The 25,688-nt window shown below is 48.3% G+C and carries 26 protein-coding genes; 12 read left to right on the plus strand and 14 right to left on the minus strand.

Annotated elements, in window-relative coordinates; translation table 11 throughout:
* The first annotated feature begins 70 nt into the window (after positions 1-70).
* The gene (locus OL444_RS09750; protein ID WP_264733403.1) at positions 71-604 is read left to right on the plus strand and encodes a histidine phosphatase family protein; all 534 of its coding nucleotides are present in this window, start codon (positions 71-73) and stop codon (positions 602-604) included.
* Between the two features lie 85 nt (positions 605-689).
* Here the strand turns inward: OL444_RS09750 and mgtE are convergent, their stop codons facing one another.
* Positions 690-2,066: a magnesium transporter gene (gene mgtE / locus OL444_RS09755; RefSeq protein ID WP_264733402.1), complete on the minus strand. Its 1,377-nt coding sequence runs from the start codon at positions 2,064-2,066 to the stop codon at positions 690-692.
* Between the two features lie 57 nt (positions 2,067-2,123).
* Positions 2,124-2,999 carry a bestrophin family protein gene (locus OL444_RS09760; RefSeq protein ID WP_264733401.1) on the minus strand — a complete coding sequence of 292 codons (876 nt, stop codon included), beginning with the start codon at positions 2,997-2,999 and terminating at the stop codon, positions 2,124-2,126.
* A 142-nt stretch (positions 3,000-3,141) separates the two neighbouring features.
* Between OL444_RS09760 and OL444_RS09765 the strand changes: the two genes are divergently transcribed.
* The 6 genes from OL444_RS09765 to hutG all read left to right on the plus strand — a co-directional run bounded on the left by OL444_RS09765 (position 3,142) and on the right by hutG (position 9,838).
* Complete coding sequence (locus tag OL444_RS09765) at positions 3,142-3,543, plus strand: SET domain-containing protein (protein ID WP_264733400.1); 402 nt, start codon at positions 3,142-3,144, stop codon at positions 3,541-3,543.
* A gap of 195 nt (positions 3,544-3,738) precedes the next feature.
* Positions 3,739-4,218, plus strand: a complete 480-nt coding sequence (locus OL444_RS09770) for a MarR family winged helix-turn-helix transcriptional regulator (RefSeq protein WP_264733399.1) — start codon at positions 3,739-3,741, stop codon at positions 4,216-4,218.
* Positions 4,219-4,248: 30 nt separating this feature from the next.
* On the plus strand, positions 4,249-5,817 hold the full coding sequence (gene hutH, locus OL444_RS09775) for a histidine ammonia-lyase (RefSeq protein WP_264733398.1): 1,569 nt from the start codon (positions 4,249-4,251) through the stop codon (positions 5,815-5,817).
* Positions 5,795-7,471, plus strand: coding sequence for a urocanate hydratase (hutU, locus tag OL444_RS09780; RefSeq protein WP_264733397.1), 1,677 nt, complete (start codon positions 5,795-5,797; stop codon positions 7,469-7,471). Before hutH ends, hutU begins: the two co-directional genes overlap by 23 nt.
* Positions 7,472-7,594: 123 nt before the next feature.
* On the plus strand, positions 7,595-8,821 hold the full coding sequence (hutI, locus tag OL444_RS09785) for an imidazolonepropionase (RefSeq protein ID WP_264733396.1): 1,227 nt from the start codon (positions 7,595-7,597) through the stop codon (positions 8,819-8,821).
* Between the two features lie 3 nt (positions 8,822-8,824).
* Positions 8,825-9,838 carry a formimidoylglutamase gene (gene hutG / locus OL444_RS09790; RefSeq protein WP_264733395.1) on the plus strand — a complete coding sequence of 338 codons (1,014 nt, stop codon included), beginning with the start codon at positions 8,825-8,827 and terminating at the stop codon, positions 9,836-9,838.
* Positions 9,839-9,861: 23 nt separating this feature from the next.
* On the opposite strand, the gene OL444_RS09795 is transcribed toward hutG, so the two are convergent.
* Positions 9,862-10,701: a CHAD domain-containing protein gene (locus OL444_RS09795; protein ID WP_264733394.1), complete on the minus strand. Its 840-nt coding sequence runs from the start codon at positions 10,699-10,701 to the stop codon at positions 9,862-9,864.
* Between the two features lie 139 nt (positions 10,702-10,840).
* On the opposite strand from OL444_RS09795, the gene OL444_RS09800 reads away from it, so the two are divergent.
* The gene (locus OL444_RS09800) at positions 10,841-11,440 is read left to right on the plus strand and encodes a hypothetical protein (protein WP_264733393.1); all 600 of its coding nucleotides are present in this window, start codon (positions 10,841-10,843) and stop codon (positions 11,438-11,440) included.
* A 104-nt stretch (positions 11,441-11,544) separates the two neighbouring features.
* Here the strand turns inward: OL444_RS09800 and purU are convergent, their stop codons facing one another.
* On the minus strand, positions 11,545-12,414 hold the full coding sequence (purU, locus tag OL444_RS09805; RefSeq protein ID WP_264733392.1) for a formyltetrahydrofolate deformylase: 870 nt from the start codon (positions 12,412-12,414) through the stop codon (positions 11,545-11,547).
* A 56-nt stretch (positions 12,415-12,470) separates the two neighbouring features.
* On the opposite strand from purU, the gene OL444_RS09810 reads away from it, so the two are divergent.
* Together OL444_RS09810 and OL444_RS09815 are read left to right on the plus strand one after the other, a co-directional pair.
* Positions 12,471-12,944 (plus strand): metallophosphoesterase family protein, encoded by a 474-nt coding sequence (locus OL444_RS09810; protein WP_264733391.1) that lies wholly within the window; start codon positions 12,471-12,473, stop codon positions 12,942-12,944.
* Between the two features lie 45 nt (positions 12,945-12,989).
* Positions 12,990-14,042, plus strand: coding sequence for a DUF4421 domain-containing protein (locus OL444_RS09815; RefSeq protein ID WP_264733390.1), 1,053 nt, complete (start codon positions 12,990-12,992; stop codon positions 14,040-14,042).
* On the opposite strand, the gene OL444_RS09820 is transcribed toward OL444_RS09815, so the two are convergent.
* The 3 genes from OL444_RS09820 to OL444_RS09830 all read right to left on the minus strand — a co-directional run bounded on the left by OL444_RS09820 (position 14,039) and on the right by OL444_RS09830 (position 17,726).
* Complete coding sequence (locus OL444_RS09820; RefSeq protein WP_264733389.1) at positions 14,039-14,620, minus strand: LOG family protein; 582 nt, start codon at positions 14,618-14,620, stop codon at positions 14,039-14,041. The two genes, OL444_RS09815 and OL444_RS09820, sit on opposite strands and share 4 nt — an antisense overlap.
* 69 nt (positions 14,621-14,689) lie before the next feature.
* Positions 14,690-15,319, minus strand: coding sequence for an HD domain-containing protein (locus OL444_RS09825; RefSeq protein ID WP_264733388.1), 630 nt, complete (start codon positions 15,317-15,319; stop codon positions 14,690-14,692).
* 127 nt (positions 15,320-15,446) lie between these two features.
* Positions 15,447-17,726 (minus strand): aconitate hydratase, encoded by a 2,280-nt coding sequence (locus OL444_RS09830; RefSeq protein WP_264733387.1) that lies wholly within the window; start codon positions 17,724-17,726, stop codon positions 15,447-15,449.
* A gap of 339 nt (positions 17,727-18,065) precedes the next feature.
* Here OL444_RS09830 and OL444_RS09835 point away from each other — a divergent pair, with 339 nt between their 5' ends.
* Positions 18,066-18,287: a PspC domain-containing protein gene (locus tag OL444_RS09835; protein ID WP_264733386.1), complete on the plus strand. Its 222-nt coding sequence runs from the start codon at positions 18,066-18,068 to the stop codon at positions 18,285-18,287.
* 126 nt (positions 18,288-18,413) lie between these two features.
* On the opposite strand, the gene OL444_RS09840 is transcribed toward OL444_RS09835, so the two are convergent.
* Complete coding sequence (locus tag OL444_RS09840) at positions 18,414-18,812, minus strand: hypothetical protein (RefSeq protein ID WP_264733385.1); 399 nt, start codon at positions 18,810-18,812, stop codon at positions 18,414-18,416.
* Positions 18,813-18,971: 159 nt separating this feature from the next.
* Positions 18,972-19,787 carry a 3-deoxy-8-phosphooctulonate synthase gene (gene kdsA, locus OL444_RS09845; RefSeq protein WP_264733384.1) on the minus strand — a complete coding sequence of 272 codons (816 nt, stop codon included), beginning with the start codon at positions 19,785-19,787 and terminating at the stop codon, positions 18,972-18,974.
* A gap of 309 nt (positions 19,788-20,096) precedes the next feature.
* Between kdsA and OL444_RS09850 the strand changes: the two genes are divergently transcribed.
* Positions 20,097-21,035, plus strand: a complete 939-nt coding sequence (locus OL444_RS09850; protein WP_264733383.1) for an NAD-dependent epimerase/dehydratase family protein — start codon at positions 20,097-20,099, stop codon at positions 21,033-21,035.
* An 89-nt stretch (positions 21,036-21,124) separates the two neighbouring features.
* Here the strand turns inward: OL444_RS09850 and OL444_RS09855 are convergent, their stop codons facing one another.
* The 5 genes from OL444_RS09855 to dapB form a co-directional block, all read right to left on the minus strand.
* Positions 21,125-22,378 (minus strand): sulfate adenylyltransferase subunit 1, encoded by a 1,254-nt coding sequence (locus tag OL444_RS09855; RefSeq protein ID WP_264733382.1) that lies wholly within the window; start codon positions 22,376-22,378, stop codon positions 21,125-21,127.
* Between the two features lie 91 nt (positions 22,379-22,469).
* Complete coding sequence (gene cysD / locus OL444_RS09860) at positions 22,470-23,378, minus strand: sulfate adenylyltransferase subunit CysD (protein ID WP_264733381.1); 909 nt, start codon at positions 23,376-23,378, stop codon at positions 22,470-22,472.
* Between the two features lie 55 nt (positions 23,379-23,433).
* Positions 23,434-24,117 carry a phosphoadenylyl-sulfate reductase gene (locus OL444_RS09865; protein ID WP_264733380.1) on the minus strand — a complete coding sequence of 228 codons (684 nt, stop codon included), beginning with the start codon at positions 24,115-24,117 and terminating at the stop codon, positions 23,434-23,436.
* Positions 24,118-24,384: 267 nt separating this feature from the next.
* Positions 24,385-24,801 (minus strand): RrF2 family transcriptional regulator, encoded by a 417-nt coding sequence (locus OL444_RS09870; protein WP_264733379.1) that lies wholly within the window; start codon positions 24,799-24,801, stop codon positions 24,385-24,387.
* 169 nt (positions 24,802-24,970) lie between these two features.
* The gene (gene dapB / locus OL444_RS09875) at positions 24,971-25,687 is read right to left on the minus strand and encodes a 4-hydroxy-tetrahydrodipicolinate reductase (protein WP_264733378.1); all 717 of its coding nucleotides are present in this window, start codon (positions 25,685-25,687) and stop codon (positions 24,971-24,973) included.
* Position 25,688 lies beyond the last annotated feature (1 nt).

A 25,688-nucleotide genomic window follows, 5' to 3' on the forward strand; every position in this document is an offset into this window, starting at 1 on the left:
AACGGTTTAATCATAAATTGCCGTATATTTTGGATGGACGTATCGCGGCCACCTGTTTTAATACTGCCATATGCGCTTGATGCCAATACTTTTTTCCCTCTTTCTGCTGGCGGGCTGCCAGCCCAAACCACCGGCAAGAATACCAGTACCGGTAGCGGAAGATTCTACCTTCCTCACAGGTACCTTTTTTCTGGTACGTCATGCAGAAAACAACCCGGGACCAGATTCTACGCTGACTCTCGCCGGGCAGCAGCGGGCCGGCGCCTTATATCACCTGCTGAAAGATTCTGCCATCGCTAAAATTTACACCACCCGGTACATCCGTAGTATACAAACAGCCGATAGCCTGCGTATCCGCCTGCACCTGGATACCTGTATCTATCAGGCAGATACCACCGGCGAATCCCTGCTGTATGAAATGATCCGACGGGGCGACTGGGGCAAACGTATTCTGGTGGTAGGGCATTCCAATACCCTCGTGCCCATTATGCACAGCCTGAGAGCAACACCCCATGCAGATACCATCGGAGAGCGGGAGTACGACCGGTTATTTATCGTCTATAAAACAAAAGCTGCCAGTACAGTGAAGGAACACTGTTATTGAAAGAAAGGATAAAAAAAATACGCATTCCCGGAAAGGCTGCCCGCCGTAGGCGCCGCTGGGAATGCGTATTTTTTTATGTATGCTATTAAAGCAGGATACCCCGCATAAATACGTAGGCAACGGTAAAGTAAATCAACAGACCGGTCACATCTACCAGGGTAGCCACAAACGGCGCTGAAGACGTAGCCGGATCGGCGCCGAACTTTTTAAGTACCAGCGGCAACATAGAACCGGAAAGGGTGCCCCATAATACGACCCCGATCAGGGATACGCCTACGGTAAAGCCTATCAGTACAGCATGTGCGCCGTAGGTATGGAAAAAGGAATTCCACAGCAGGATACGGATAAAACCGATAGAACCCAGTACACTGCCCAGCAGGATACCGGATATCAGCTCCCGGCGCATCACCCGCCACCAATCGCTGATGGTGATCTCACCCAGGGCCATCGCCTGTATAATCAGGGTGGATGCCTGAGAACCGCTGTTACCACCACTGGAAATGATCAGGGGCACAAACAGGGCCAGTACCACAGCTTTGGCGATTTCTTCTTCAAAAAATCCCATAGCCGTAGCCGTTAACATCTCCCCGATAAACAATACAATCAGCCAGCCTACCCGTTTTTTAATCAGTTTCAGGAGGGGCATATCCAGGTAAGGTTCATCCAGGGCTTCGGTACCACCTATCTTCTGGATGTTTTCGGTATGTTCTTCATTGGCAATCCACAACACGTCATCGATGGTTACAATCCCGAGCAATACGCCCTGGTCGTCTACTACCGGCAGCGCCACACGGTTTTCCATCCGGAATACCTGAATAGCTTCTTCCTGTTCATCGTTGGCATGCAGGGATACAAAACGATCATCCATCAGGGTATGTACCACCGTGTCCGGCGATACCAGCAGAAATTCCCGTATCCGGAAGTCATCCAGCAGTTGCCCCTTTTCATCGATGACATAGATTACATCAATGGTTTCACTGTCTTTGCCGTGTTCCCGGATATAATCCAGTACTTCCTTTACCGACCATTCTTCCCGTACAGCAATGTAGTCGGGTGTCATGATACGGCCTACACTGTTTTCCGGGTAACCGAGCAATGACAGGGTGATCCGTCTTTCTTCCGGGTCCAGTAATTTAATCAGTTCTTTCACAGCTTCACTGGGCAGCTCTTCCAGAAAGGAAGTCCGGTCATCCGCCGGCAGCTCGTTCATGAGCTCCGCTATTTTGGCCGGGGCCAGCAATCGGATAACGTCTTCCTGTAAAGGAAAATCCAGGATACGGAAAGCCGCTGCCGCTCTGCTGATCGACAGGGTATTGATGATCACGCCGGCATCTTCAGGTACCTCGTGAATAAGTTCGGCTATATCCGTGATTAACTGGTCATCCAGGTATACCGACAGTTCGCGGTAATTTTTTTCGGCTGTCAGTATCTCGAATTTCTCCAGTAAAGCTTCATTTTCCATGTACAATTGACTCTATTTGCGAAAATAGGTTAAAATACCACGTTGCCGGGCTGGTTGTTATAATAATTCTGACACATGCAAGCGGATATTGCTGCAGATGCCGTCCAGTGGAAGGTCGTTCGCGTCCCTGCCAAACGGGTCTTCAATCTCTTCGGCGATCAGCTCCAGACTGGCCAGCACAAAGAAGATGAATACAATCATGGGAATGATCAGATAGCCCAGGCTGAATACATAACCAAAGGGCATTGTCATGACATAAAAGAAAATGAATTTTTTGATAAATACACTGTAGGAGAAAGGGATCGGCGTATTTTTAATACGCTCGCAGGCACCGCATACTTCGGCAAATGCCTGCAGCTCATTGTTGAGAATGATCAGCTGTTCGCCCGTGAGCTGGCCTTCCCGGTGCAGTTCCATGGCTTTGCTGGTTAGCTGCTGCGATAACTGATTGGGTACATGTTTCGCGGGCGTTACCTGTACAGGCCCTGTAGGCAAAGGTTGTAGCTCTTCTGCCACAAAGGTGGCCCGTAAATGATTTTTAAGACCATAGGCAAAGTTGGGAATCATGATGCGGTAAAACTCCCGGGCTGCCTGGTTTTCCTGCGGCAGCATGGCTTGAATTTTAATGGCCAGGTTGCGGCTGCTGTTGACCAGCGTGCCCCATAGCCTGCGCCCTTCCCACCAGCGGTCATACGCCGTGTTGGTACGGAATACCAGTAACAGGGAGATGACAAAGCCCAGCAGGCCATGCATCATAGAGATGTTTTTTAACTCACTGTTGGAAGATAGTTGCCAGAACTCCAGCTCCAGCCAGGCAATGATAGCGGAGTAGATAGACAGGCCGATAAACATAGGGAATAGTTTCCTCACCGTATCAGCCTTATGGATGCGGAAGATAAACGTAAACCATTCTTTTGGGTTATAACTGATCATATGTACGGTTCTTATTAAAAGCAAAAAAAATATTTTTCGGGCCGCAAACCTAAAATTTTTAAACAGTATTTTGATAACTTCCTGCTTTAAGTTTACTTTACGCCTTCTTTTATTTTGAAATAGTGCTATGATAAAGCCGTACTTGTATATCGAAAAGTCAAAGGGAAAAGGCAGAGGAGTCTTTACTAAAGAGAACATTCCCGCCGGAACACGCATCGAAACTTCCCCTGTGCTGGTGCTCTCCAATGACGATACCGAGATTGTGGATCAGACGAGATTACACAATTATATTTTTCTCTGGGGCGTAAGAGAAACCCGCTCCTGTGTGGCTTTGGGCTTTTGTTCCATCTATAATCACGCTTATAATCCTAACTGTGAATATGAGATGGATTTTGAAGAAGATACCATGAGTATCATTACCCGCCGCGAAATTAAAAAAGGCGAAGAGCTTTTTATTAACTATAACGGAGAGGTAGAAGACCAGACCCCGATGTGGTTCGATGTGAAACGCAAGCCAGCTGAAAAGGCAAAACAAGCGCGATAACAACATTACGAATACCAGATTACGGATTACATAGGAGAAAGGGGTAACTGCCTGCAGTCTTTTCCCGGATGTAATCCGTAATTTCCGATTCGTAATTATTTTGTAATATTGTATAAGTACTTACATAATTTTGACCGGGAGATACCAGCGTAACAGTCACCCTGTTGCTCCGGCCTCCATCAATATATAGCCGCTATGTCATTTTACAACAGTTTAGGATACCTCGTTTTTGGCAGCCGCCTGCGCAGACTGAGTGAATACTTCCTCATGGAAGTGAATAAAGTGTATGAAGAGGCGGGCATCGCTTTTGACGCCAGCTGGTTTCCGGTATTCTACCTGTTGTCCAGACAACAGCCCATGCCCATGATAGACATCGCGGAGCAACTGGAAGTATCTCATTCTGCCGTTAGCCAGATGGTCACCAACCTGAAGAAAAAAGGATTACTGAAAACCACTCCCTGCAAGGAAGATGGCCGGCGGCAACTGGTAGCCTTCTCTAAAAAAGGAGAAGAACTGCTGCAACAGATACAACCCATATGGGAAGCTATTTCCGGCGCTATGGATACGCTGGTATCTGAAAACAAACAAAGTCAGCAACTCCTGGCAGCCATTGCACAGATAGAACAGGCCGTATCACAGCAACCGCTGTCAGCAAGGATTAAAGCACAATTGTAAATCATCATACACCAGATAAATCAACTAATCATGAGTGATATCTTTAAGTATGGTATAGATACCCTTTCGGTAGGTAAAGCAATAGACATTGCCGCCGGAAAAATAAAAGGGATATTGGTACCAGAAGTCATTGCCCGCATACAAACCAGCCATGGTTATGTACAAACCATCGTATCGCAGCATACCACGGTATACGGCATCAACACCGGCTTTGGTCCGTTATGTGATACCAAAATTTCGGAAGAAGATACCCGCGCCCTGCAGTACAATATCCTGCAAAGCCACAGCGTAGGCGTAGGCGCAAGTATTCCGGAAGAAGTAGCCCGTATTATGCTCATCACCAAGGTACATGCGCTGGCACAAGGCTATTCCGGTGCTGCCCTGACTACCCTGGAACGTATCATCTGGCATATCGAAAACAAGGTAACGCCACTGGTACCGGAAAAAGGCTCTGTAGGCGCTTCCGGCGACCTCGCCCCTTTATCCCACCTGTTCCTGCCACTGATAGGCCTGGGCCATGTATGGTATAAAGGACAGAAAACTGATATGCAGGCTGTACTGCAGCAGGAAAACCTGCAACCGGTAGTACTGGGTCCGAAAGAAGGCCTGGCACTCATCAACGGTACGCAGTTCATTCTGTCTTTCGCCGTGAAAGCGGTACACCGCCTGCACAACGCACTGGAAGCTGCCGATATTATCGGTGCCTTATCCCTGGAAGGCCTGATGGGTACTGCCAAACCATTTGATCCGCGTTTACATGCCATCCGTCCGTTCCCCGGCAATCAGCTGGTAGCACACCGCCTGAAAACATTGCTGGATAACTCGGAGATCATGGCATCGCATGTAGACTGCGGCCGCGTACAGGACCCTTATTCCCTGCGTTGTATGCCACAGGTACACGGCGCTTCCCGCACCGCCTGGCTGCACCTGCTGGAATTAACCACTATTGAACTGAATGCTGTCACAGATAACCCGATCATCTTCAGCGCTACCGATACTATCAGCGGTGGTAACTTCCACGGCCAGCCAATGGCTTTGCCGCTGGATTACGCTACTGTAGCGGCTGCGGAACTGGGTAATATTTCCGACAGACGTTGTTATATGATGATTGAAGGCAGATATGGCCTGCCTAAACTGCTCATCAACGACGCCGGTCTGAACTCCGGTTTCATGATTCCGCAATACACCACTGCCGCCCTGGTAACAGAAAACAAAACCCTGTGTTTCCCTGCCAGCGCCGACAGTGTACCCACCTCTCTGGGTCAGGAAGACCACGTATCCATGGGCTCCATCAGCGGCCGTAAACTGAACCAGGTGATCGATAACCTGGAGTACATACTGGCGATTGAGTTGCTGTATGCTGCTCAGGCTGTGGATTTCCGCCGTCCGATGAAATCCGGTCCGGTACTGGAAGCCGTACATAAATACGCACGCGAAAAAGTAACCTTCGCAGACAAAGACCGCATCTTCGCAAACGATATAGCAGCTTTACACCAAATCGTTGCCGATCAATCACTGGTGCGCGTTGCCAACGAGGCCGCCGCTCAGCATCAATTACCTTTAAATGGAATCTATCATGACCAGTTTGGACTTTATTAAGGCATTCGCGGCACATCCGCATTATAAAGCACCACATGGTGCTACCCTCCACGCTAAATCATGGCAGACGGAAGCTCCGCTGCGCATGTTACTCAACAACCTGGATGCGGAAGTAGCAGAAAATCCGGATGAACTGGTAGTATATGGCGGTATCGGTCAGGCAGCGCGTAACCGCGAATCCCTGCAGAAAATTATTGAAATCCTGCTCGACCTGGATGAAGAGCATTCCCTGCTCGTACAATCCGGTAAACCGGTAGGTATTGTACGCACGCATCCGCAGGCGCCACGCGTGATGCTGGCCAACAGTAACCTCGTACCCAAATGGGCTACCTGGGAGCATTTCAATGACCTGCGTGCAAAAGGTTTGATGATGTACGGTCAGATGACTGCCGGCAGCTGGATCTATATCGGTACACAAGGCATCCTCCAGGGTACCTATGAAACCTTTATGGAATGCGGCCGTCAGCACTTTAACGGCAACCTGAAAGGAAAGCTGCTGGTAACCGCCGGTATCGGTGGTATGGGCGGCGCGCAGCCACTGGCAGCAACCATGGCGGGTGCGGTATTCCTGGGTGCAGACATTGATCCTACCCGTATACAAAAAAGAATAGATACCCGTTATATCGACCGCATGACTTACTCCTATGAGGAAGCGATCCGCTGGGCGCAGGAAGCCCAGGCAAAAGGAGAAGCCCTCTCTATCGGACTGGTAAGTGATGCCGGCGATATGCTGGAAAGATTACTGCAAGACAATATCATCCCGGATATTCTCACCGACCAGACTTCTGCACACGATCCTATCAACGGATATGTACCGAATGGCATGTCGCTGGAAGCTGCACTGGCACTGCGTAAAAGCGATGCTGCTGCCTACAAGCAGCTGTCGCTGAAAAGCATGGCCCGTCACGTAGGCCTGATGCTGACCTTACAACAGAAAGGCGCTATCACCTTTGACTACGGCAACAACATCCGCGAATTCGCGAAAGAAGGTGGCGAACCAAATGCCTTCAACTTCCCGGGATTCACGCCGGCGTATATACGTCCGCTGTTCTGCGAAGGAAAAGGACCTTTCCGCTGGGTAGCCTTATCCGGCGATCCGGAAGATATCTATACCACAGACCGCGCACTGATGGAAGCATTCCCGGAAAACACGCACCTGATCAACTGGTTGAAACAGGCGCAGGAAAAAGTAGCCTTCCAGGGCTTACCTGCCCGTATCTGCTGGCTGGGCCTGGGCGAACGTGAGAAAGCCGGTCTGATCTTCAATGAACTGGTGAGAACCGGAAAGGTGAAAGCGCCGATCGTGATTGGCCGCGACCACCTGGATTGTGGCTCTGTAGCTTCTCCCAACCGGGAAACAGAATCCATGAAAGATGGCTCCGATGCAGTAAGCGACTGGACTTTACTGAACCTGATGTCCAACACCGGCGGCGGCGCTACCTGGGTATCTTTCCACCACGGTGGTGGTGTAGGGATGGGATATTCCCAGCACGCAGGCATGGTGGTACTGGCAGATGGTACCGACCGCGCAGCAGCCTGTCTGAGCAGAGTACTGTTCAACGATCCGGCTATGGGTATTTTCCGCCATGCAGATGCAGGGTATGAAAAAGCACAGGAGTGGGCCGATAAATTTGGCATCGCTGTTCATATTTAATTTCACAGTAGCCGTCAGCGTTAGTCCGTGTTATGCAGGGATATCGCTGGCGGCATTGTTTATTTTTAACGGTTTTCCGCCGGCTCATTACTTACCAGCCGTCGGAAACACAAAGCTGCAAGTATGTTACTGATAGGACCTTTTGCCCAAATATTGCCCATGACCGGCTTATCCCTGAAAGGTGCACTGCAGGATGAGCAACTGACAGTAATTGAGAAAGGTGGAATTGTAGTAGAGGAGGGCAGAATAGTAGCCGTAGGGGAATACCTTTCCCTGCAACAACAATACCCGGCCAGTGAACTGGCTTTCATCGATACCCCGATGGTATTACTGCCCGGATTCATCGACTGCCACACACATATTTGTTACGACGGCACCCGCAACCGCGATTACGCGATGCGTATTGCCGGTAAAACCTACCTGGAAATTGCCCGTGCCGGCGGCGGTATCTGGGACTCGGTTTCTAAAACACGTGTAGCCGATACCGTTACCCTGGTAGAAAATACCATTGCCCGCGCCAACCGGCACCTGCTGGAAGGTGTTACCACCATCGAAGTAAAGAGTGGCTACGGCCTGAACCTCGACAGTGAACTGAAAATGTTGCGGGCTATTCAACGGGCATCCATGTATACAAAAGCGACGCTGGTACCTACCTGTCTGGCCGCCCACATGAAACCCCGTGATTACACCGGTACAGAAGAAGCTTACCTCGATTGGATCATTCAGGAACTGTTGCCCGTGTTGAAGACAGAACAACTGACCAATCGCGTAGATATCTTTATTGAAGAAACAGCCTTTTCCGCACCAGCAGCAGCCGACTTCCTGCATAAAGCCCGGCAGCTGGGTTTTGCCGCCACCGTGCATGCAGACCAGTTCAGCGCTGGCGGTTCCGCAGTAGCAGTAGCAGCAGGCGCTTTGTCTGCCGACCACCTGGAGGCCAGCAGCGAAAAAGAAATTAACTTGCTCGCAAAATCAGATACCGTAGCGGTAGTATTGCCGGGCGCTTCACTGGGACTGGGTATGCAGTATGCACCTGCCCGTAAACTGCTGGATGCAGGCGCCAGTGTGGCCATCGCCAGCGACTGGAACCCGGGTTCTGCACCCATGGGTGATTTACTGATACAGGCAGCTGTGATGAGCGCCGCAGAAAAATTATCCACTGCAGAAGTACTGGCTGCATTAACGGTAAGAGCTGCACCTGCCCTGGAAATCCGGGATGCCGGACAACTGCAGGCCGGATTTGTAGCAGACCTGCAGGCATATCCTACCGCAGATTACCGCGATATTTTGTATTATCAGGGTAAGATGAAACCAGCTATTGTCTGGAAAAAAGGAGAACCAGTAAAGTAATTTATGATAACAAAAGATAACTACCAGCCCACTGCTGCTACCACCTGGACGGGCCGTACCGATGGTACGGAGCCGGACCTGCTGCGCTGGCATCAGGTGATAAAAACAGTAGACCTGTTACAGGCGTCGCTGCCGGCTCTCACCGCCCATGAAAAAGGGATTGTGTTTGTGGGCTTCGCCTGCGATGAAGGGGTGCGCCGCAACAAAGGCAGAACCGGCGCTGCTGCCGGCCCTTTTGCTTTGCGTAAGGCCATCGCCGGATTTCCCGCTCACCTGCAGCCGGATACAGTATTGCTGGATGCCGGCGATATCCTGTGCGCCAACGGCGACCTGGAAAGCGCTCAGCAAACGCTGGCCAATACCGTGCAAACCATCCTGAAAGCCGGCTACTTACCGGTATTACTGGGTGGCGGACATGAAATTACGTATGGGCATGCCAGTGGTATCCGTGCCTACGCAAAAGGCCGCAAGGAACGCGTTGGTTTTATCAATTTTGATGCACACTTCGATATCCGTATTCCGGGTGAAGAAGGCCCCAGCTCCGGTACCGGATTCTGGCAACTGGCACAGGATTGCAAACAAGCCGGCGAACCCTTTAACTACCTGGCACTGGGTATTCAGAAAAACGGCAATACCCGTCAGCTATTCAATATAGCGGGAGAAGCCGGGGCTACCTATGTGAGTGCAGACGCTTTTCACCTGCAGGATAAAGACACCCTGCTGGCAGCTATACAGCATTTCCTGCGGCAGACAGACCGCATATACCTGACTACCTGCCTGGATGTTTTTGCCGCGCCTTTTGCACCTGGTGTAAGCGCAACGGCATTTAACGGCATCTGGCCGGGCGGACTCTTTCTGCAATGCTACCGCACCATCCTGCAAAGCGGCAAAGTAGCCGGAGTAGATGTAGCAGAACTGAACCCTGCACTCGATATTGATAACCGCACCGCCAAACTGGGCGCCGCTATTATCTTTGAAACAGTGATGGCGTATTGTGGGGAAGAAAGTATAGATTAATAAAACCGGGTCGGCTTTTGGGTTTACACCGTAAAGTCAAAAGCTGATCCTTGTTGCAGATGTGTTTTACATTGTGCCAGCTGTTGCCGGGTATCCTGCTGCAACAGTTTCAGCAGCGTTCCACTGCGAACCGGTAACGGTATCTTCTCCTGTTTTACTTCGGCAATACTTGTTTTTACAAACAACAGCAGCTCGCTGGTATCATGCCACTTACCTAATAATTCTCCTGCTTTTTTAATGTGTGCCGTCACGCGATCCAGCTCTTTGGAGGCCGGGATAGCAGGCGCCAGTATCGTTAGCTGATAATAGAGGGTTTTCACGTTTTTGCGCAGGGTATGCCAGACCGTATGATGGGCGCGGCCAGCCGGCGGTTGTATCGCCGCATATTGCGCTGTCAGGTGGCGGAGCAACACTGTGGTAGCTACTATGGGATCTGTATCGGCAATGGCTTCCCGAAATTTTTCCGGTAGTTTATCCAGCTGTTTGAGCGTGGTATGTTTTAAGGTATGTTGCAGATGCGTGCCACCATCGTGCAGTTTGTTTTTGAGTAGGAGATGTGCGATGGAAAACCGCCATGCTACCTGTTTCTCATAGGGCTGCAGCTGTTTGGTTTTCAGCTGGGCATCTCTCGAAGTGCCGCCGATAGCCTGTATCAGCTTTAACGTATGCAGGTATTTGCCGGTACGGAGTGAATAGCCAGGCAGTGCTGCTGCCAATGCAAAAAAGGCTTTGATCTTTTTGATACCTACCCGTATTTCATGAATGGCGGTAGCATCTCCGGGCTTTTGCCGGAGCTGGTGCCATGCTTCGCCAAGGGCATCGCATTCACGGCGCAGGTAGGTATATAAAGCATCGTGCAGCATGTTACTAAAGTTAACAATAATTTCTGTGGATCAGCAGGCGATAGGCTGATTTTATACGGCAGAATGGCTGACCTGATTTTTTTATGCCTGATAAGTTCGGATAGGCGTAATTGTTATAGTTTTACGCAAAATTCATAATATGAAGTTTATCCCTAAAGCTTTGTCACTGTTAATGTTAACGGCTGTCAGCCTCACCACTTTTGCACAGAAAATCCGTTTGACAGAAGGCGACCTTTCTGTACTGAAAGGAGAAACCAAACTGAATGTACTGTATACCTACGACAGTCTCGGTGTTGGTAAATTCGATAACGAAGACGACTACATTGCCAAAAAAGTAGAAGAGTACAACAAAAAAGAAAGCGGTCGTGGCGATACCTGGGCCAAAGCCTGGAAATCTGACCGCAACAGGCGTTTTGAGCCTAAATTTCATGAGCTGTTTAATGAGCACGGCGACCTGAAAATAGGTAAATACAAGAACGCCAAATACACCCTGATTTTTCATACCACTTTTATTGAGCCGGGTTGGAATGTGGGTGTGATGCGTAAGAATGCCTACATCGATGCGGAAGTATTCATTGTAGACGCCACAGATAACAGCAAGGTATTGGCAAAGCTGACGGTGAATGATGCACCTGGTCGTACTTTCGGCGGATACGATTTTGATACCGGTACCCGTTTGGCAGAATCCTATGCTATTGCCGGCAAGAAACTGGCGAAGTTTATCAACAAAAAGATATAGTCACAACAATAGTGTTAAGCAGACACGCATGGTGTAACCAGATAAGTGGCAGTAAGCCACGTAATGTGGTTACACCATGCGTTTTTTTATGGGAATAACCGGTGTTAGAATACGATGGTTTTGTTGCCGTGCAGGATAATCCGGTTTTCGATATGCGCTATTACCGCTCTCGTCAGCACCTGCCGTTCAATATCGCGTCCCAGCAATACCAGGTCATCTACCGCATGTTTATGACTCACCCGTGCTACATCCTGTTCTATGATGGGACCTTCATCCAGTTCATTGGTTACATAGTGGGCTGTAGCGCCAATAAGTTTCACGCCTCTCGTATAGGCATGCTGGTAAGGACGCGCGCCGGCGAACGCAGGGAGGAAAGAGTGATGGATATTGATAATGCGCTGTGGAAACAACCCTACAAAGCGGGGCGATAATATCTGCATATAACGCGCCAGCACCGCAAAATCAATTTGGTGATCCTGCAGTAACTGAATGATCGCTGTTTCCTGGGCCTCTTTCTGATCGGGCACTACCGGCAGATAATGAAACGGAATATCCAGTGAAGTACAGGCTGTTTCCAGCTTTGAGTGATTGGAAATCACCAGTGGAATATCTACCGCCAGCTCTTCGTTTTTCCATCTCCATAATAATTCCATCAAACAATGATCATAGGCCGATACCAGGATGGCCATACGTTTGCGCTGATCGCTGTAATCGATCCGCCATTCCATTTGCAGCGGAATGGCTACCTGTGTTTCAAAAGCATTTTCCAGTGTATGCCGGTTGTCATGACTGAGCCGGAATTCCATCCGCATAAAAAATAATCCTTCCTGCGGATCTGTACTGTGTTGACTGGCATCGAGTATATTTGCACCCAGTTGGTACAGGAATTGTGATACACCAGCTACGATGCCGGGCCTGTCCGGACAGCAGATCAACAAACAGGCGGTGAAATGGTTAGATAGGGTTTGCAACATAATATCCCCAAAATAAAAAATATTAATATAAATTTCTGTTGAAAAAAATAGGACTCATGTCAGATACGCATAGCTACCTGCACCCGCAGGTATTCACGTATTTTGATGCAGTAGATGAAATATGGCATGCCGGCGACATCGGTAACGTAGCGCTGGCAGATGAACTGGAAGCCTTTAAACCTTTTCGCGCCGTATACGGCAATATTGATGGAGCGGATATACGTATCCGTTATCCGGAAACCTTACGTTTTAACCTGGAAGGAGTGGAAGTATGCATGACCCATATCGGAGGCTATCCGGGCAAATATGCGCCGGGTGTTCGTCAGCAACTGCTGCAACAGCCGCCCCGCCTGTTTATCTGCGGACATTCGCATATTCTCAAAGTAATGCCTGATCCTGCATTGCAGTTGTTGCACATGAATCCGGGCGCCTGCGGTCAGCAGGGTTGGCATAAAGTAAAGACCCTCTTGCGGTTTGAACTGGAAGCCGGGGATATCCGGAAACTGGAAGTCATTGAATTACCGAAATAAAGCATCAGATCTGATAATATTAAAGCAACATAACCTACTGCATATATGAGGAAGTGGATTTTAATAATGACGGTCATGGTTTGGGGTAGCACTTGTTCACTATCTGCACAAAGCAGATTGTCGAAGTGGTTGAAAACAGAGAATGATACGGCATATATAGAAGATCATACGGAAGATATTACCGCCCGTTTATACAGCTCCCGTAAATATACCAGCTATAATATTATAGACAGAAAGCAGTCCCGGAATATCATGTACCGGCCCAATACCCCGCTGAACCTGGGAGTAGGCTTTAATTACAAGTCTTTGGGACTGAATCTGGGCTTTAACTTTCCGTTTGTCAACCGGCACAACGAAAAGTATGGCAACACTAAATACATCGATCTGCAAACGCATATCTATCTGCGTAAACTGGTGATCGATTTTTACGGGCAATACTATAAGGGATATTATATCTCCAATCCTACAGAAGTATTCGGAAAAGCATACGTAGCGGAAAATCCTTTCCCGCAGCGGCCAGATATCCGGAATCATGGACTGGGCCTGAATGTGCAGTATATCTTCAATGATAAACGTTTTTCCTATCGTGCAGCCAACCTGCAGGATGAATACCAGAAAAAAAGCGCCGGTTCCTTTATGGTAGGAGGAGAAGTCTTCTTTTTAAAAGTGCAGGGAGATTCTTCACTGATTCCTTCCAATATGGTGGATACCACTTTTCTGCGCGAACAGCATTATTATCGCACCGGTGTATCCAGTATTGCAGCCAATGCAGGGTATGCGTATACGTTTGTGTATAAACAGCATTTCTTTATCTCCCTGTCGGCCTCATTGGGGGTGGGGGTAAATCAAACCAACCTGCATATGGATGACGGACGGATAACGCGGGATGGCGGCTGGCAGGTCAGCAGTACCGTGCGGGCATCCATGGGATATAATTCCAGTCGTTATTTTGCCGGTGTACACTATGTGGGTATCTCCAACAGGAGTGAATTGCCGATATCAAATACCTATCAGGTTTTTGGTACCGGCAATATCCGGGTAAGTCTTGTACGGCGGTTCACGCTTCATAAACCACTCTGGAAAGGCAGTCTGTTCTAGCTTTGCGCGGGGGTAATCCATTTCCCTTTAACAGGTGCCTGGTATTGCTCCATTTGTGTCAGCAAGGTGGCCGCATCGTTGCTGCATAGCAGCATATCGCGGTTTTCAGGAGACAGGAATCCTTTTTCCGTCATCGTTTGTGCCAACTGAATAAGGCTGTCATAGAAGCTATTTACATTCAACAGGCCAATCGGTTTTTGGTGCAGGCCCAGTTGGCCCCAGGTAAGCATTTCAAATAATTCCTCCATCGTACCAAATCCGCCTGGAAGAGCAATCACACCGTCGCTCAGTTCATTCATACGGGTTTTACGTTCATGCATGGTATCTACCAGGATCAGTTCTGTTAAGCCGGTATGTGCCAGCTCTTTTTCCTGGAGGAAATAAGGCAATACACCAATTACCTGGCCGCCGGCCTGTAAGGCGCCATCGGCTACTGCACCCATCAATCCTACTTTTGCACCGCCATACACCAGGGTAATACCACGTTGGGCCAGTGAGGCGCCTAACAAGGTAGCCGCTTCCATATATACCGGATCATGTCCGGCACTGGAACCACAGAAAACTACTATACGCTTCATAAAATCACTTTTACAGTCAGGATGAACTGCAAGTTAACGGGAAATTATTTTCAGGTAGAGAAGTTTATGTTATAACCGGGTTATTTCTTCCTGTATGTTTTTCCGGGCAGGTGTTTCATACAGGGTACGGAAATCGTGGGTACAATAAATAGCCGGCATATCCAGGAAATGCTGCAGTGCTTTCTTACGCCCGGGGTTATACACCATTTTCGGATATACGCCGTATTCGCGGCGGATTTGCTGCGTATATGCGATATAGTTATCAGGTGCGGTTCCCAGGATCTGCAGGTCAAAGTCCAGAAAGAAATCCAGGTCGGTATCCTGTTGTGTAGGGAGATGTGTTTGGGTAGCGATGATATAATCCTTTACCAGGGCTGTTTTATCAGCAGGATAGCCCAACTGGCGGAGATGTTTTTCGGCTGCCAGCGCACTTTTGGCTTCGTTATCTGTTTTCAGCACATTATATACCACATCATGGAAGAAAATGGCAAACAGCACCACGTCTGTTTGTTGAAGTTGGGCGGCATATTGCTGTTGCAAGGTAAGTAGCTGGTGGATGTGGGAAAGATTATGATAATATCGGTTAGGGCTGCCGTAGGCGGCGAGCAGTTGCTCAAATGTTTGGTGGATAAAGGTATCGTCCTGTGTGTAGGGCTTGTGCAGTTGTGACCAGGCGGTGCGTAGGGTTGCAGTAAACATAAACAGGAATTCTTTAGGCAGGCAAGTTAAAAAGAAATGGGGGGATGGCAAAGGGCGCCTGTCTGAAAGAAACAAGGCTGCTCCTGCGAACAGGAACAGCCTTGCGGTTATGTAACACTTACGTGAATTATGCTTTTTGAGCAGCTTTGGCAGCTTCTGCACGGATTACGTTCAGTGCACCACCTGCTTTAAACCACTCGATCTGTTGTTCGTTGTACGTGTGGTTTACGGCAAACTCTTCTGTGCTGCCATCTTTATGATGCAGTGCAATGGTGAGTTGTTTGCCAGGAGCAAAGGTAGTCAGACCCAGGATGTCGATGTTGTCATCTTCCTGGATTTTGTCGTAATCTTCTTTGTTGGCGAAGGTCAGACCCAGCATACCTTGTTTTTTCAGGTTGGTTTCGTGAATACGGGCGAAAGATTTCACCAGGATGGCTCTTACACCCAGGTGACGTGGTTCCATCGCTGCGTGTTCGCGGCTGGAGCCTTCACCATAGTTTTCATCACCTACTACTACTGCACCCAGGCCAGCGGCTTTGTAAGCACGCATAGTAGCCGGAACAGCACCGTATTCGCTGGTCAGCGCATTCTTAACGGTGTCGCTTTTATCGTTGAATGCGTTGATCGCACCAATCAGCATGTTGTTGGAGATGTTATCCAGGTGACCACGGTATTTCAACCATGGACCAGCCATAGAGATATGATCCGTTGTACATTTACCTTTTGCTTTGATGAGCAGTTTCAGACCTTTCAGATCTGTACCTTCCCATGCGCTGAATGGCGCCAGCAGCTGCAGACGGTCAGAAGTAGGAGATACGATTACCTGTACACCACTACCATCTTCGGCAGGTGCCTGGTAACCGGCATCATCTACTGCAAAACCTTTTACAGGCAGTTCGTAACCTACTGGTTCGTCCAGCATTACTTCTTCACCCTGCTTGTTTTTCAGTTTGTCTGTCAGCGGGTTGAAAGTCAGGTCGCCGGCGATAGCCAGGGCCGTTACGATTTCAGGAGAAGCTACGAATGCATGGGTAGAAGCGTTACCATCATTTCTTTTCGCGAAGTTACGGTTGAAGGAAGTGATGATAGAGTTCTTACGGGAAGGATCGTCGATGTGACGTGCCCACTGACCAATGCAGGGACCGCAGGCGTTAGCCAGTACAACACCGCCTACCTGGTCAAAAGTATTCAGTAAACCGTCTCTTTCGATGGTAAAACGTACCAGTTCAGAACCCGGTGTGATGGTGAATTCGGATTTCATGTCCAGTTGTTTGTCGATGGCTTGTTTAGCCAGGGACGCTGAACGGGAAATATCTTCGTAGGAAGAGTTGGTGCAGGAACCGATCAGGGCTACTTCCAGTTTCTCAGGCCAGTTGTTTTCTTTCACTGCCTGTGCAAATTTGGAGATAGGCCATGCCAGATCCGGTGTGAACGGACCATTTACGTGTGGTTCCAGTTCATCCAGGTTGATTTCAATTACCTGATCGTAGTATTTCGCTGGTTCAACGTATACTTCTTCATCCGGACGCAGGTGCGCTCTTACTTCGTCAGCCAGGGCAGCAACATCAGCTCTGCTGGTCATTTTCAGGTAATCTGCCATTTTGCTGTCGTAGCCAAACAGGGAACAGGTAGCGCCGATTTCAGCACCCATGTTACAGATGGTACCTTTACCGGTAGCACTCAGGCTATCGGCACCTTCACCAAAGTATTCCACGATGCAACCGGTACCACCTTTTACAGTGAGGATACCCGCTACTTTCAGGATAATATCTTTGGCAGATGTCCAGCCACTCATTTTACCCGTCAGTTTTACACCAATCAGTTTCGGCATTTTCAGCTCCCACGGCAGACCAGCCATTACGTCTACCGCGTCAGCACCACCTACTCCGATTGCTACCATGCCTAAACCGCCGGCATTGGGAGTATGGGAGTCGGTACCAATCATCATACCGCCAGGGAAGGCATAGTTTTCCAGTACTACCTGGTGAATAATACCGGCACCTGGTTTCCAGAAACCAATACCGTACTTATCAGAAATAGAGGAAAGGAAATCGTAAACTTCTTTATTGGTGTCAATTGCAGTCGCCAGATCTTCTGTGGCGCCTACTTTTGCTTGAATGAGGTGATCACAGTGTACAGTGGAGGGTACCGCTACTTTATCACGACCGCAGGTCATAAACTGGAGCAGGGCCATCTGAGCAGTGGCATCCTGCATCGCTACACGATCCGGCGCAAATTCCACGTAGGATTTGCCTCTCTCGTACGGCGTGGTAGTAGGTGCATACAGGTGAGCGTATAAAATCTTCTCGGCAAGTGTGAGCGGGCGACCTAACATTTTACGGGTTGCTTCCACCTTACCCGGTAGTGCCGCATACACTTTTTTAATCATGTCAATATCAAACACCATGGGAAAAAAATAATTTAAGAGCGGTTAAAAATTGCATGCAAAATTAAAGCTAAAATCATTAAGTTTTTAAATTAATTAGGTAAGATGTCCGTATATATAGTAAAACTTTTTACACTTTAACATGGCTTTTAACCAGCGACTGCTATAGCTAAAATGCCTGTTATTAACCTTTTTAAGAATTTATGATAATTTTTATATTAGGAACATTCCGCGCGGGATTTTTGGGGGAGATAAAACGCGGTATATGGGTACTCATATGCCTATACAGGGGATACAGGCAGTCGTAACAGGCCCGGTTTTTTGCTTGTTTATCCGCCGGGAATTCAATAAATTTGAAGCATGAACCGATTAAAAGATTTCTTGGAATGGAAGGCTTTCGGTGTATGTGCCGCTATTGGAGATAAACTAGGGGTGGCCACTTCCCGGATACGCATCTTTTTTATCTATGCAACCTTTCTCACGATGGGGTCTCCGCTCATTGTATACATGATTCTTGCTTTTTGGGTGAATATGAAAAATTATATACAGCACGCCAGAAGAAATCCCCTGCGTTACCTGTAAATAGGAAAACCCAACAACAGAGAACTGTTTTCGGAAAGATAGGCAGCATAACCCTCCTGCACGCAAATCCCTGATCTGCGCGAAAAACCTTTTCAACTATTATATTGTCGGATAATGCAGTCCTGGCTATTCCAGGTGGAAGTTTGTCATGGCGTGATAATGGTTCTGGAGTTCATTGAGGGTAATGGGCGTATTCAGATCCCTGGTTTCATCCCGGTAATGCAGGGAAATAGCCGGTTTATGCCCCTCCGGATAAAGCCGCACGGAGAACGGTCCCCTCACATACAATTTGTCGGCATTGGACGAATGGGCCGCATCTACATGAAACTGCAGCTGCAGTAACGTATCGCCGGTCAGATAAATAGGATAGAGGTTGTCCAGGTCGTACCAGAATTCATTTTCATCTGTTAATACCAGCACCTTTTTGTCTTCACGGTCTACCTGCAGTATTTTACCTTTCTTTTCCACATCTCCATACCGGGTAATAACCGTATCACCTGATTGTAATTCATGTAAACTAATCATAGAGAGTTGATTTAGGTTTTCATGAATTTACAAAAAAAAAGACGAATCACGAACAGTAATTAAGTATCGGTCATAGCTACGGATAATAGCCGTCAGCTGTTGTTTACAGATACCTTTTTCTTGCAGCGTGATTCGCCGGGTGCCGCTATGGCAATGCTTTTATCTGACTACTTTGCGGATTTCCACTAATTTCTCCAGCAGTTCTTCCAGCAGGTCCAGACGTAACATGTTGGCGCCGTCGGATTTTGCTTTGGAAGGATCCGGATGCGTTTCAATGAACAACCCGTCTGCCCCGGTAGCGATGGCCGCTTTGGCAATAGTGCTGATCATTTGCGGGTTACCACCGGTAACGCCGCTGGCCTGGTTAGGCTGCTGCAGGGAGTGGGTACAGTCCATTACAACAGGGGTACCCAGGTGTTTCATCACCGGAATATTCCGGTAATCCACTACCAGGTCCTGGTAACCGAAGGTTGTACCACGTTCGGTGAGTATAATATTGTCGTTGCCGGCGCCCTGGATTTTTTCCACAGCAAATTTCATCGATTCGCCGCTGAGGAACTGGCCTTTTTTTACATTCACCACTTTGCCGGTTTCTGCGGCTGCCAGCAGAATATCTGTCTGACGGCACAGGAAGGCAGGTATTTGCAATACATCCACATAAGCTGCTGCCATGGCTGCTTCTGCAGCGGAATGGATATCTGAAGTAACGGGTACATTAAAGGTTTTACCCACTTTCTGTAATAATTCCAACCCTTCCACATCGCCGATACCGGTAAAGGAATGCACGCTGGTACGATTGGCCTTACGGTAAGATGCCTTGAATACATAAGGAATCGCCAGTCGTTTACAGATAGCCGTTACCTTCTCTGCTACGGTCATCAGGATTTCTTCTTCTTCTATCACACAGGGACCAGCAATCAGGAAAAAGTTTTCCGGATTGTACTGCTCTTTGAATAATGATTTTAAATGCTTCATATTTATCAAAAATTGGGTCGTTTAATAGCAGCTGCAAAGATAACCTTTCCGCGGATTGGTATTCGCTTTAAAATTGCAGCTGCGGTGCAGTTACTGTTCAGCTAAACGCTTGTGGAGCAGATGGTAAGCGTCTCTTCCTGAAATATCATGAAATTGTCATAGTATTGTAATCCAAAACAGTCAAATTAACGCTATGTTATTTTTATTGTTATAGCATTGTCATGCCCTCCGGAGCGATGTGCGGAAATATCGGCGAACCAATTAATATTACGGTCCGATTTAAAATATAGCTTACAATTATAGTTTTGTATGAAGAAAGATAAGATCCTGGTTATAGGTGCCTGTGGACAAATTGGCGTGGAGCTGACCCTGGCTTTAAGGAAAATGTATGGTGATGCCAATGTGCTGGCGTCGGATCTGAGAGAGGAACATGAGTTGTTGAAAGGAACCGGGCCTTATGTGTCGCTGGATGTGATGAACAAGGAAATGCTGCACGTACTGGTGATCCGTCACAACATCACGCAAATCTATCTGCTGGCGGCTATCCTGTCTGCTACCGGTGAAAAAAATCCATTACTGGCATGGCATATCAACATGCAAAGCCTGTTGAATGTGCTGGACATTGCGAAGGAAGAAAACCTGGATAAAATCTACTGGCCCAGCTCTATCGCGGTATTCGGTCCTAATTCACCGATGCAGGAAACACCACAGCACACCATCATTGAGCCTACTACCATTTATGGTATCAGCAAATTTGCCGGTGAACGCTGGTGCGAATACTATCACCACCGTTATGGCGTAGACGTAAGAAGCCTGCGTTATCCGGGTCTTATCAGTTATAAATCGGCGCCAGGTGGCGGTACAACGGATTACGCCGTGGAAATTTTCCATGAGGCGAAAGAAAATAAATCCTATACCAGCTTCCTGTCGGAGAACACCTACCTGCCTATGATGTACATGCCGGACGCTATCCGGGCTACCATTGAACTGATGGAAGCCAATGCCGCCGACGTCACCATCCGCTCTGCCTACAACCTGTCAGCAATGAGTTTCTCACCAAAAGAAATTGCCGCTGAAATCAAAAAACATATTCCTGCATTCACCATCAGCTACGAACCGGATTATCGCCAGCAAATCGCTGACGGCTGGCCTAACAGCATGGACGACAGTCTTGCCCGTCAGGACTGGAAATGGCATCCGGAATACGACCTGGAAAAAATGACAGCAGACATGCTGAAAAATATATAAGCCACCCGTTGGTTGACGCATAAAGCATTTGGCCTTATCCCGCAGCTGCAGGATAAGGCCAAATGCTTTATGCGTATTGTTCATTTTTATCAGGGCGTTGCAATGAAGCCAACGGCCACAGTGGTGTTGTTGTATTCGTCTATGAGGATAAAGGCGCCATTGGCGGGATTTTCCGCGTAGCTGTCTGCAAATACAGGTGCCGCTGTTTTCAGGGTGATACTGCCAATATCATTCAGCCCCATCTGCGTTTTATCGCTTACGGCCTGGTAACTGGTTACATCCGTCACATAATTGATCTGTTGCACTTTGGCTTTTACCCGGTTTACGCCATGCTGCAGTAAATAGGTTTTGCCGGCAGTAAGCGGCTGCTGGTCCATCCAGCAGATCTGCGCCTGGATCTCTTTCAGCTGGGCAGGTACCTGATCCGCTTTTACCAGCATGTTTCCCCGGCTGCTGTCTATTTCACCTTCCAGGGTGATGATCACACTTTCGCGTGCATGCGCCACCGTTAGTTGTTTTTCAAACTGCTCAATGGTTTTAATCCGGCTTTTTTGTCCGGAAGGCAAAGAGACTACCTCGTCGCCTACGGTAAAATGTCCGCTGGCTACTTTCCCGGCAAAGCCGCGGAAATCGTGGTATTCGGTGGTTCGTGGGCGGATCACGCTTTGTACCGGAAAACGCGCCGGATGGCGGTTGTCTTCATGGTCAAAAGAGATCTGTTCCAGGTAGGCCAGCAGGGTAGGACCCTGGTACCAGTCGATCGCGCCGTTGCGGGTAGCTACGTTTTCACCATACAGGGAAGAAATGGGCACAAACTGAACGGCCTGGCCTTTAAATCCGGCATTGGCCAGCAATTGCTGGAAATCTTCCACAATCTGGTTGAAACGGGCTTCACTGTATTCTACCAGGTCCATTTTATTTACACATACTACCAGGTAAGGAATACGCAGGAGGTTAGCGATGAAAAAGTGACGGTAGGTTTGTTCTACAATACCCCGGCGGGCATCAATGAGTATCAGGGATACCTGGGCATTGGAAGCCCCGGTAACCATGTTACGGGTATATTCTATATGGCCGGGGGTATCGGCGATAATGTATTTGCGGGTAGGGGTAGAGAAATAGATGTGTGCTACATCGATGGTAATACCCTGTTCGCGTTCTGCGACCAGGCCGTCGGTAAGCAGCGACAGGTCGGTAAAGTCCAGTCCTTTGCGTTTGCTGGCAGCATGCAGCGCTTCCATTTTATCCTGCGGGATGGATTGGGTATCGTACAATAAACGACCTATCAATGTGCTTTTACCATCATCCACACTACCGGAAGTGGCTATACGTAAAACTTCCATATTATATTAGCTTTTGGCTTTTGGTGGGAGCTTTCAGCTGCTGACCAAAAAGTATGTTGAATAAGAATGAAGTGATCGGGCGGGCATACTACTAAAAGTATCCGGCCTGCTTTCTCTTTTCCATGGCTGCTTCCGAACGTTTATCGTCGATACGGGCGCCTCTTTCAGAGATTTTGGCTTCCATGATCTCCGCAATGATATCTTCCAGTTTATCTGCTTCGGAAAGTACGGCAGCAGTACACGTCATATCACCTACGGTACGGAAACGTACTTTCTGGCGGTAGGGTACTTCCTCTGCGGTGGTATTGAGATAGGGAGAATAAGGCCAGTACAGCCCGTCCCGTTCTATAATTTCTCTTTCATGGGCGAAATAGATGGAAGGAATCCGGAGGTTTTCCCGGCGGATATAATTCCATACATCCAGTTCTGTCCAGTTGGAGATGGGGAATACGCGTACGTTTTCACCGATATTGATTTTTCCGTTGAGGATATCGAATAATTCAGGCCGTTGCATTTTGGCGTTCCATTGTCCGAATTCATCTCTGACGGAGAAGATGCGTTCTTTGGCGCGGGCTTTTTCTTCATCCCGGCGTGCGCCGCCGATGCAGGCATCGAACTTGCCTTCTTCGATGGCATCCAGGAGGGTAACGGTTTGCAGGGCATTTCTGCTGGCATATTTGCCGGTTTCTTCCTGCACTTTTCCCTGGTCAATACTGTCCTGCACATTGCGTACAATAATATCCAGGCCCAGGTGATTCACGAGCCAGTCGCGAAATTCAATGGTTTCCGGAAAATTATGGCCGGTATCTACATGTAATAAAGCAAATGGAATTTTGCCCGGGTAAAAGGCTTTCTGGGCCAGTCTTACGAGGGTAATAGAATCCTTGCCACCTGAAAACAGGAGCACTGGTTTTTCGAATTGGGCGGCTGTTTCCCGAAGTATGTATATTGCTTCATCTTCCAGTGCCTGCGGAAATTCCCAATTTATTTGATGCGTCATAAACTACAATGATTTATGCTGATTGCTGGTTGTGTGTTCTAAAGTGCTGTTGATCTTATCCGTGCAGGCCGCATTCCTTATGCGACTGTTCCCACCACCATCGTCCGGCGCGCGGATGTTCTCCCGGTTCGATGGCGCGTGTACACGGCGCACAGCCGATACTGATGAATCCTTTGTGATGAAGCTGGTTGTACGGCACCTTGTGTTCTTCCAGGTAAGCCGTTACTTCATCGTAGCCCCAGTGGATGAGCGGATTGTACTTATACAGGCGGCGGTGTTCATCCCATTCCAGGGTTTCCATTCCCTGTCGGTTTTCCGACTGTTCTGCGCGGAGGCCGGTGATCCATATTTTCACCCCTTCCAATGCCCTGTTCAGGGGAACTACTTTACGGATGCCGCAGCATTCCTTCCGGTTGTCGACTGATTCATAAAAGCTGTTGGGGCCTTTTGCGGCGACCAGTTTTTCTACGGCTGCCGTTTCGGGGAAAAAAACTTCCACGGGTTGCTTGTAGCGGGCCATGGTGAGGTCCATCAGGTCGTACGTTTCCTGGAATAGCCGGCCTGTGTCCAGGGTAAATACTCTAACCGGCAATTGGTTGCGCCAGATAATATCTGCTATTACCTGGTCTTCCTGGCCAAATGAAGTGGAGAAGGCTACTGCACCCGGGTATTGTTCCAACAGGTACTGAATAGCTTCCACCACTGGTTTGTTGGCCAGTGCAGTGGTAATGTCTGTCATGTAGATCTTCCTTATAATTGAAATGCCTTGTGCCAGCGGAGCAATTACAGTTACTCCGTCAACAAAAGTACATAAAACCTACCAGAAAGATAGACTATTAGGGCGAAATTTCTACTTTTCGGCAAAAAATGCGACGATCACATGACGGATATAATGGAGGGAAAGAGGGGCCGGCAGCAGATAAAGCAGGGGAATGGCCGGTGTCCGGCAACAAGGGGAAAAATAGCCGGCGGTAGGCCGGCTTTCACTATTTTACTGAACCAGGTATTAGTTTTTGGTCAGAATATCTTTCAGTGTCTTGTTTTCCAGTAATTTAAGGGTAGCATCTCTTACCTTGCTCATCACCTCATGTAATCCGCATACCGCTTCGTCCCGGCAGTTTTCACAACGTTCGTAATAGTTGAGGCTTACGCAGGGGAGCAGGGCAATAGGGCCATCCAGTAAGCGGATGATCTTTGCCAGCGCAATTTCTTTAGGTGGACGCATCAGGTAATAACCTCCGCCTTTCCCTTTTTTACTTCCCAGAATACCTGCATTTTTTAACTCCAGCAGGATGTTTTCCAGAAATTTAATAGAGATGTTTTTTTCCTGGGCAATTTCAGAAATAAGGATCGGACCTTTATCTACATTCTCGGCCAGATGAATTAAAGCGTGAAATGCGTATTGTGTTTTTTTAGATAACATACTGACTAATTTGCCTCCCTCCCGGATGTACTACAGGTGCAGTGAACATTTAATTTGACTAAACAAATATAAGCTGTTCCGGCGTTTTTTGTATAACCGGCTGTAAATGTATTATGCTGACAAACAGGCGGCTCCTGTTGGAGGAGCTGCCGGGTAAATGAATAATTGTTTACAGATTCAGTACATCCCTCATCGTAAACACCCCTGTTTTGCCTTGCAGCCATACTGCGGCAATGACAGCTCCTGCGGCAAATCCTTCCCTGGAATGGGCGGTATGTGTGATGGTAATATCATCAATAGCAGAAGTGTAGGTGATCGTATGGGTACCGGGAGCCGGATCTATGCGTTTGGAAATAATAGACAGGATAGCTGGTTCACTGCTAACGTCATTGCTCCAGGCGGTTTTACGGGGTACTGATGCCAGTACCTGTTCTGCCAGTGTGAGGGCAGTGCCGCTGGGCGCATCTTTTTTATGGGTATGGTGAATTTCTTCCATCTGCACGTCGTACTGAGACTGGCCAGCCATCAGGGCGGCGAGTTTTTTGTTGACTTCAAAGAAAATGTTTACACCGATACTGAAATTGGTGGCATGCAGGAAAGCCTGTTCCTGCGATATACATAATGCTTGTACTTCCGGTAGCTTATCCAGCCAGCCGGTAGTACCGGAAACCACAGGTACATGGGCTTCAAAGCATTTTAACACATTGTGGTAAGCTGTTTCGGGTGTGGTGAATTCAATCGCTACATCTGCCTGGCTTAAGTGTTCTTTTTCCAATAAATGCTGGTTGTTGGCATCTATCCGGAGTACAATCTCGTGCCCTTTTGCTGTGGCGATGGCATCTATTGCCTGTCCCATTTTACCGTATCCGATGAGCGCTATTTTCATA

The organism is Chitinophaga nivalis, from assembly GCF_025989125.1.
Taxonomy (GTDB): Bacteria; Bacteroidota; Bacteroidia; order Chitinophagales; family Chitinophagaceae; genus Chitinophaga; species Chitinophaga nivalis.

Bases quoted from the DNA above. Each gene is read 5' to 3' on its own strand.
- OL444_RS09750 (WP_264733403.1), top strand. From the start codon at position 71: ATGCGCTTGATGCCAATACTTTTTTCCCTCTTTCTGCTGGCGGGCTGC.
- mgtE (WP_264733402.1), bottom strand. From the start codon at position 2,066: ATGGAAAATGAAGCTTTACTGGAGAAATTCGAGATACTGACAGCCGAA.
- OL444_RS09760 (WP_264733401.1), bottom strand. From the start codon at position 2,999: ATGATCAGTTATAACCCAAAAGAATGGTTTACGTTTATCTTCCGCATC.
- OL444_RS09770 (WP_264733399.1), top strand. From the start codon at position 3,739: ATGTCATTTTACAACAGTTTAGGATACCTCGTTTTTGGCAGCCGCCTG.
- hutH (WP_264733398.1), top strand. From the start codon at position 4,249: ATGAGTGATATCTTTAAGTATGGTATAGATACCCTTTCGGTAGGTAAA.
- hutU (WP_264733397.1), top strand. From the start codon at position 5,795: ATGACCAGTTTGGACTTTATTAAGGCATTCGCGGCACATCCGCATTAT.
- hutI (WP_264733396.1), top strand. From the start codon at position 7,595: ATGTTACTGATAGGACCTTTTGCCCAAATATTGCCCATGACCGGCTTA.
- hutG (WP_264733395.1), top strand. From the start codon at position 8,825: ATGATAACAAAAGATAACTACCAGCCCACTGCTGCTACCACCTGGACG.
- OL444_RS09795 (WP_264733394.1), bottom strand. From the start codon at position 10,701: ATGCTGCACGATGCTTTATATACCTACCTGCGCCGTGAATGCGATGCC.
- OL444_RS09800 (WP_264733393.1), top strand. From the start codon at position 10,841: ATGAAGTTTATCCCTAAAGCTTTGTCACTGTTAATGTTAACGGCTGTC.
- purU (WP_264733392.1), bottom strand. From the start codon at position 12,414: ATGTTGCAAACCCTATCTAACCATTTCACCGCCTGTTTGTTGATCTGC.
- OL444_RS09810 (WP_264733391.1), top strand. From the start codon at position 12,471: ATGTCAGATACGCATAGCTACCTGCACCCGCAGGTATTCACGTATTTT.
- OL444_RS09815 (WP_264733390.1), top strand. From the start codon at position 12,990: ATGAGGAAGTGGATTTTAATAATGACGGTCATGGTTTGGGGTAGCACT.
- OL444_RS09820 (WP_264733389.1), bottom strand. From the start codon at position 14,620: ATGAAGCGTATAGTAGTTTTCTGTGGTTCCAGTGCCGGACATGATCCG.
- OL444_RS09825 (WP_264733388.1), bottom strand. From the start codon at position 15,319: ATGTTTACTGCAACCCTACGCACCGCCTGGTCACAACTGCACAAGCCC.
- OL444_RS09830 (WP_264733387.1), bottom strand. From the start codon at position 17,726: ATGGTGTTTGATATTGACATGATTAAAAAAGTGTATGCGGCACTACCG.
- OL444_RS09835 (WP_264733386.1), top strand. From the start codon at position 18,066: ATGAACCGATTAAAAGATTTCTTGGAATGGAAGGCTTTCGGTGTATGT.
- OL444_RS09840 (WP_264733385.1), bottom strand. From the start codon at position 18,812: ATGATTAGTTTACATGAATTACAATCAGGTGATACGGTTATTACCCGG.
- kdsA (WP_264733384.1), bottom strand. From the start codon at position 19,787: ATGAAGCATTTAAAATCATTATTCAAAGAGCAGTACAATCCGGAAAAC.
- OL444_RS09850 (WP_264733383.1), top strand. From the start codon at position 20,097: ATGAAGAAAGATAAGATCCTGGTTATAGGTGCCTGTGGACAAATTGGC.
- OL444_RS09855 (WP_264733382.1), bottom strand. From the start codon at position 22,378: ATGGAAGTTTTACGTATAGCCACTTCCGGTAGTGTGGATGATGGTAAA.
- cysD (WP_264733381.1), bottom strand. From the start codon at position 23,378: ATGACGCATCAAATAAATTGGGAATTTCCGCAGGCACTGGAAGATGAA.
- OL444_RS09865 (WP_264733380.1), bottom strand. From the start codon at position 24,117: ATGACAGACATTACCACTGCACTGGCCAACAAACCAGTGGTGGAAGCT.
- OL444_RS09870 (WP_264733379.1), bottom strand. From the start codon at position 24,801: ATGTTATCTAAAAAAACACAATACGCATTTCACGCTTTAATTCATCTG.
- dapB (WP_264733378.1), bottom strand. From the start codon at position 25,687: ATGAAAATAGCGCTCATCGGATACGGTAAAATGGGACAGGCAATAGAT.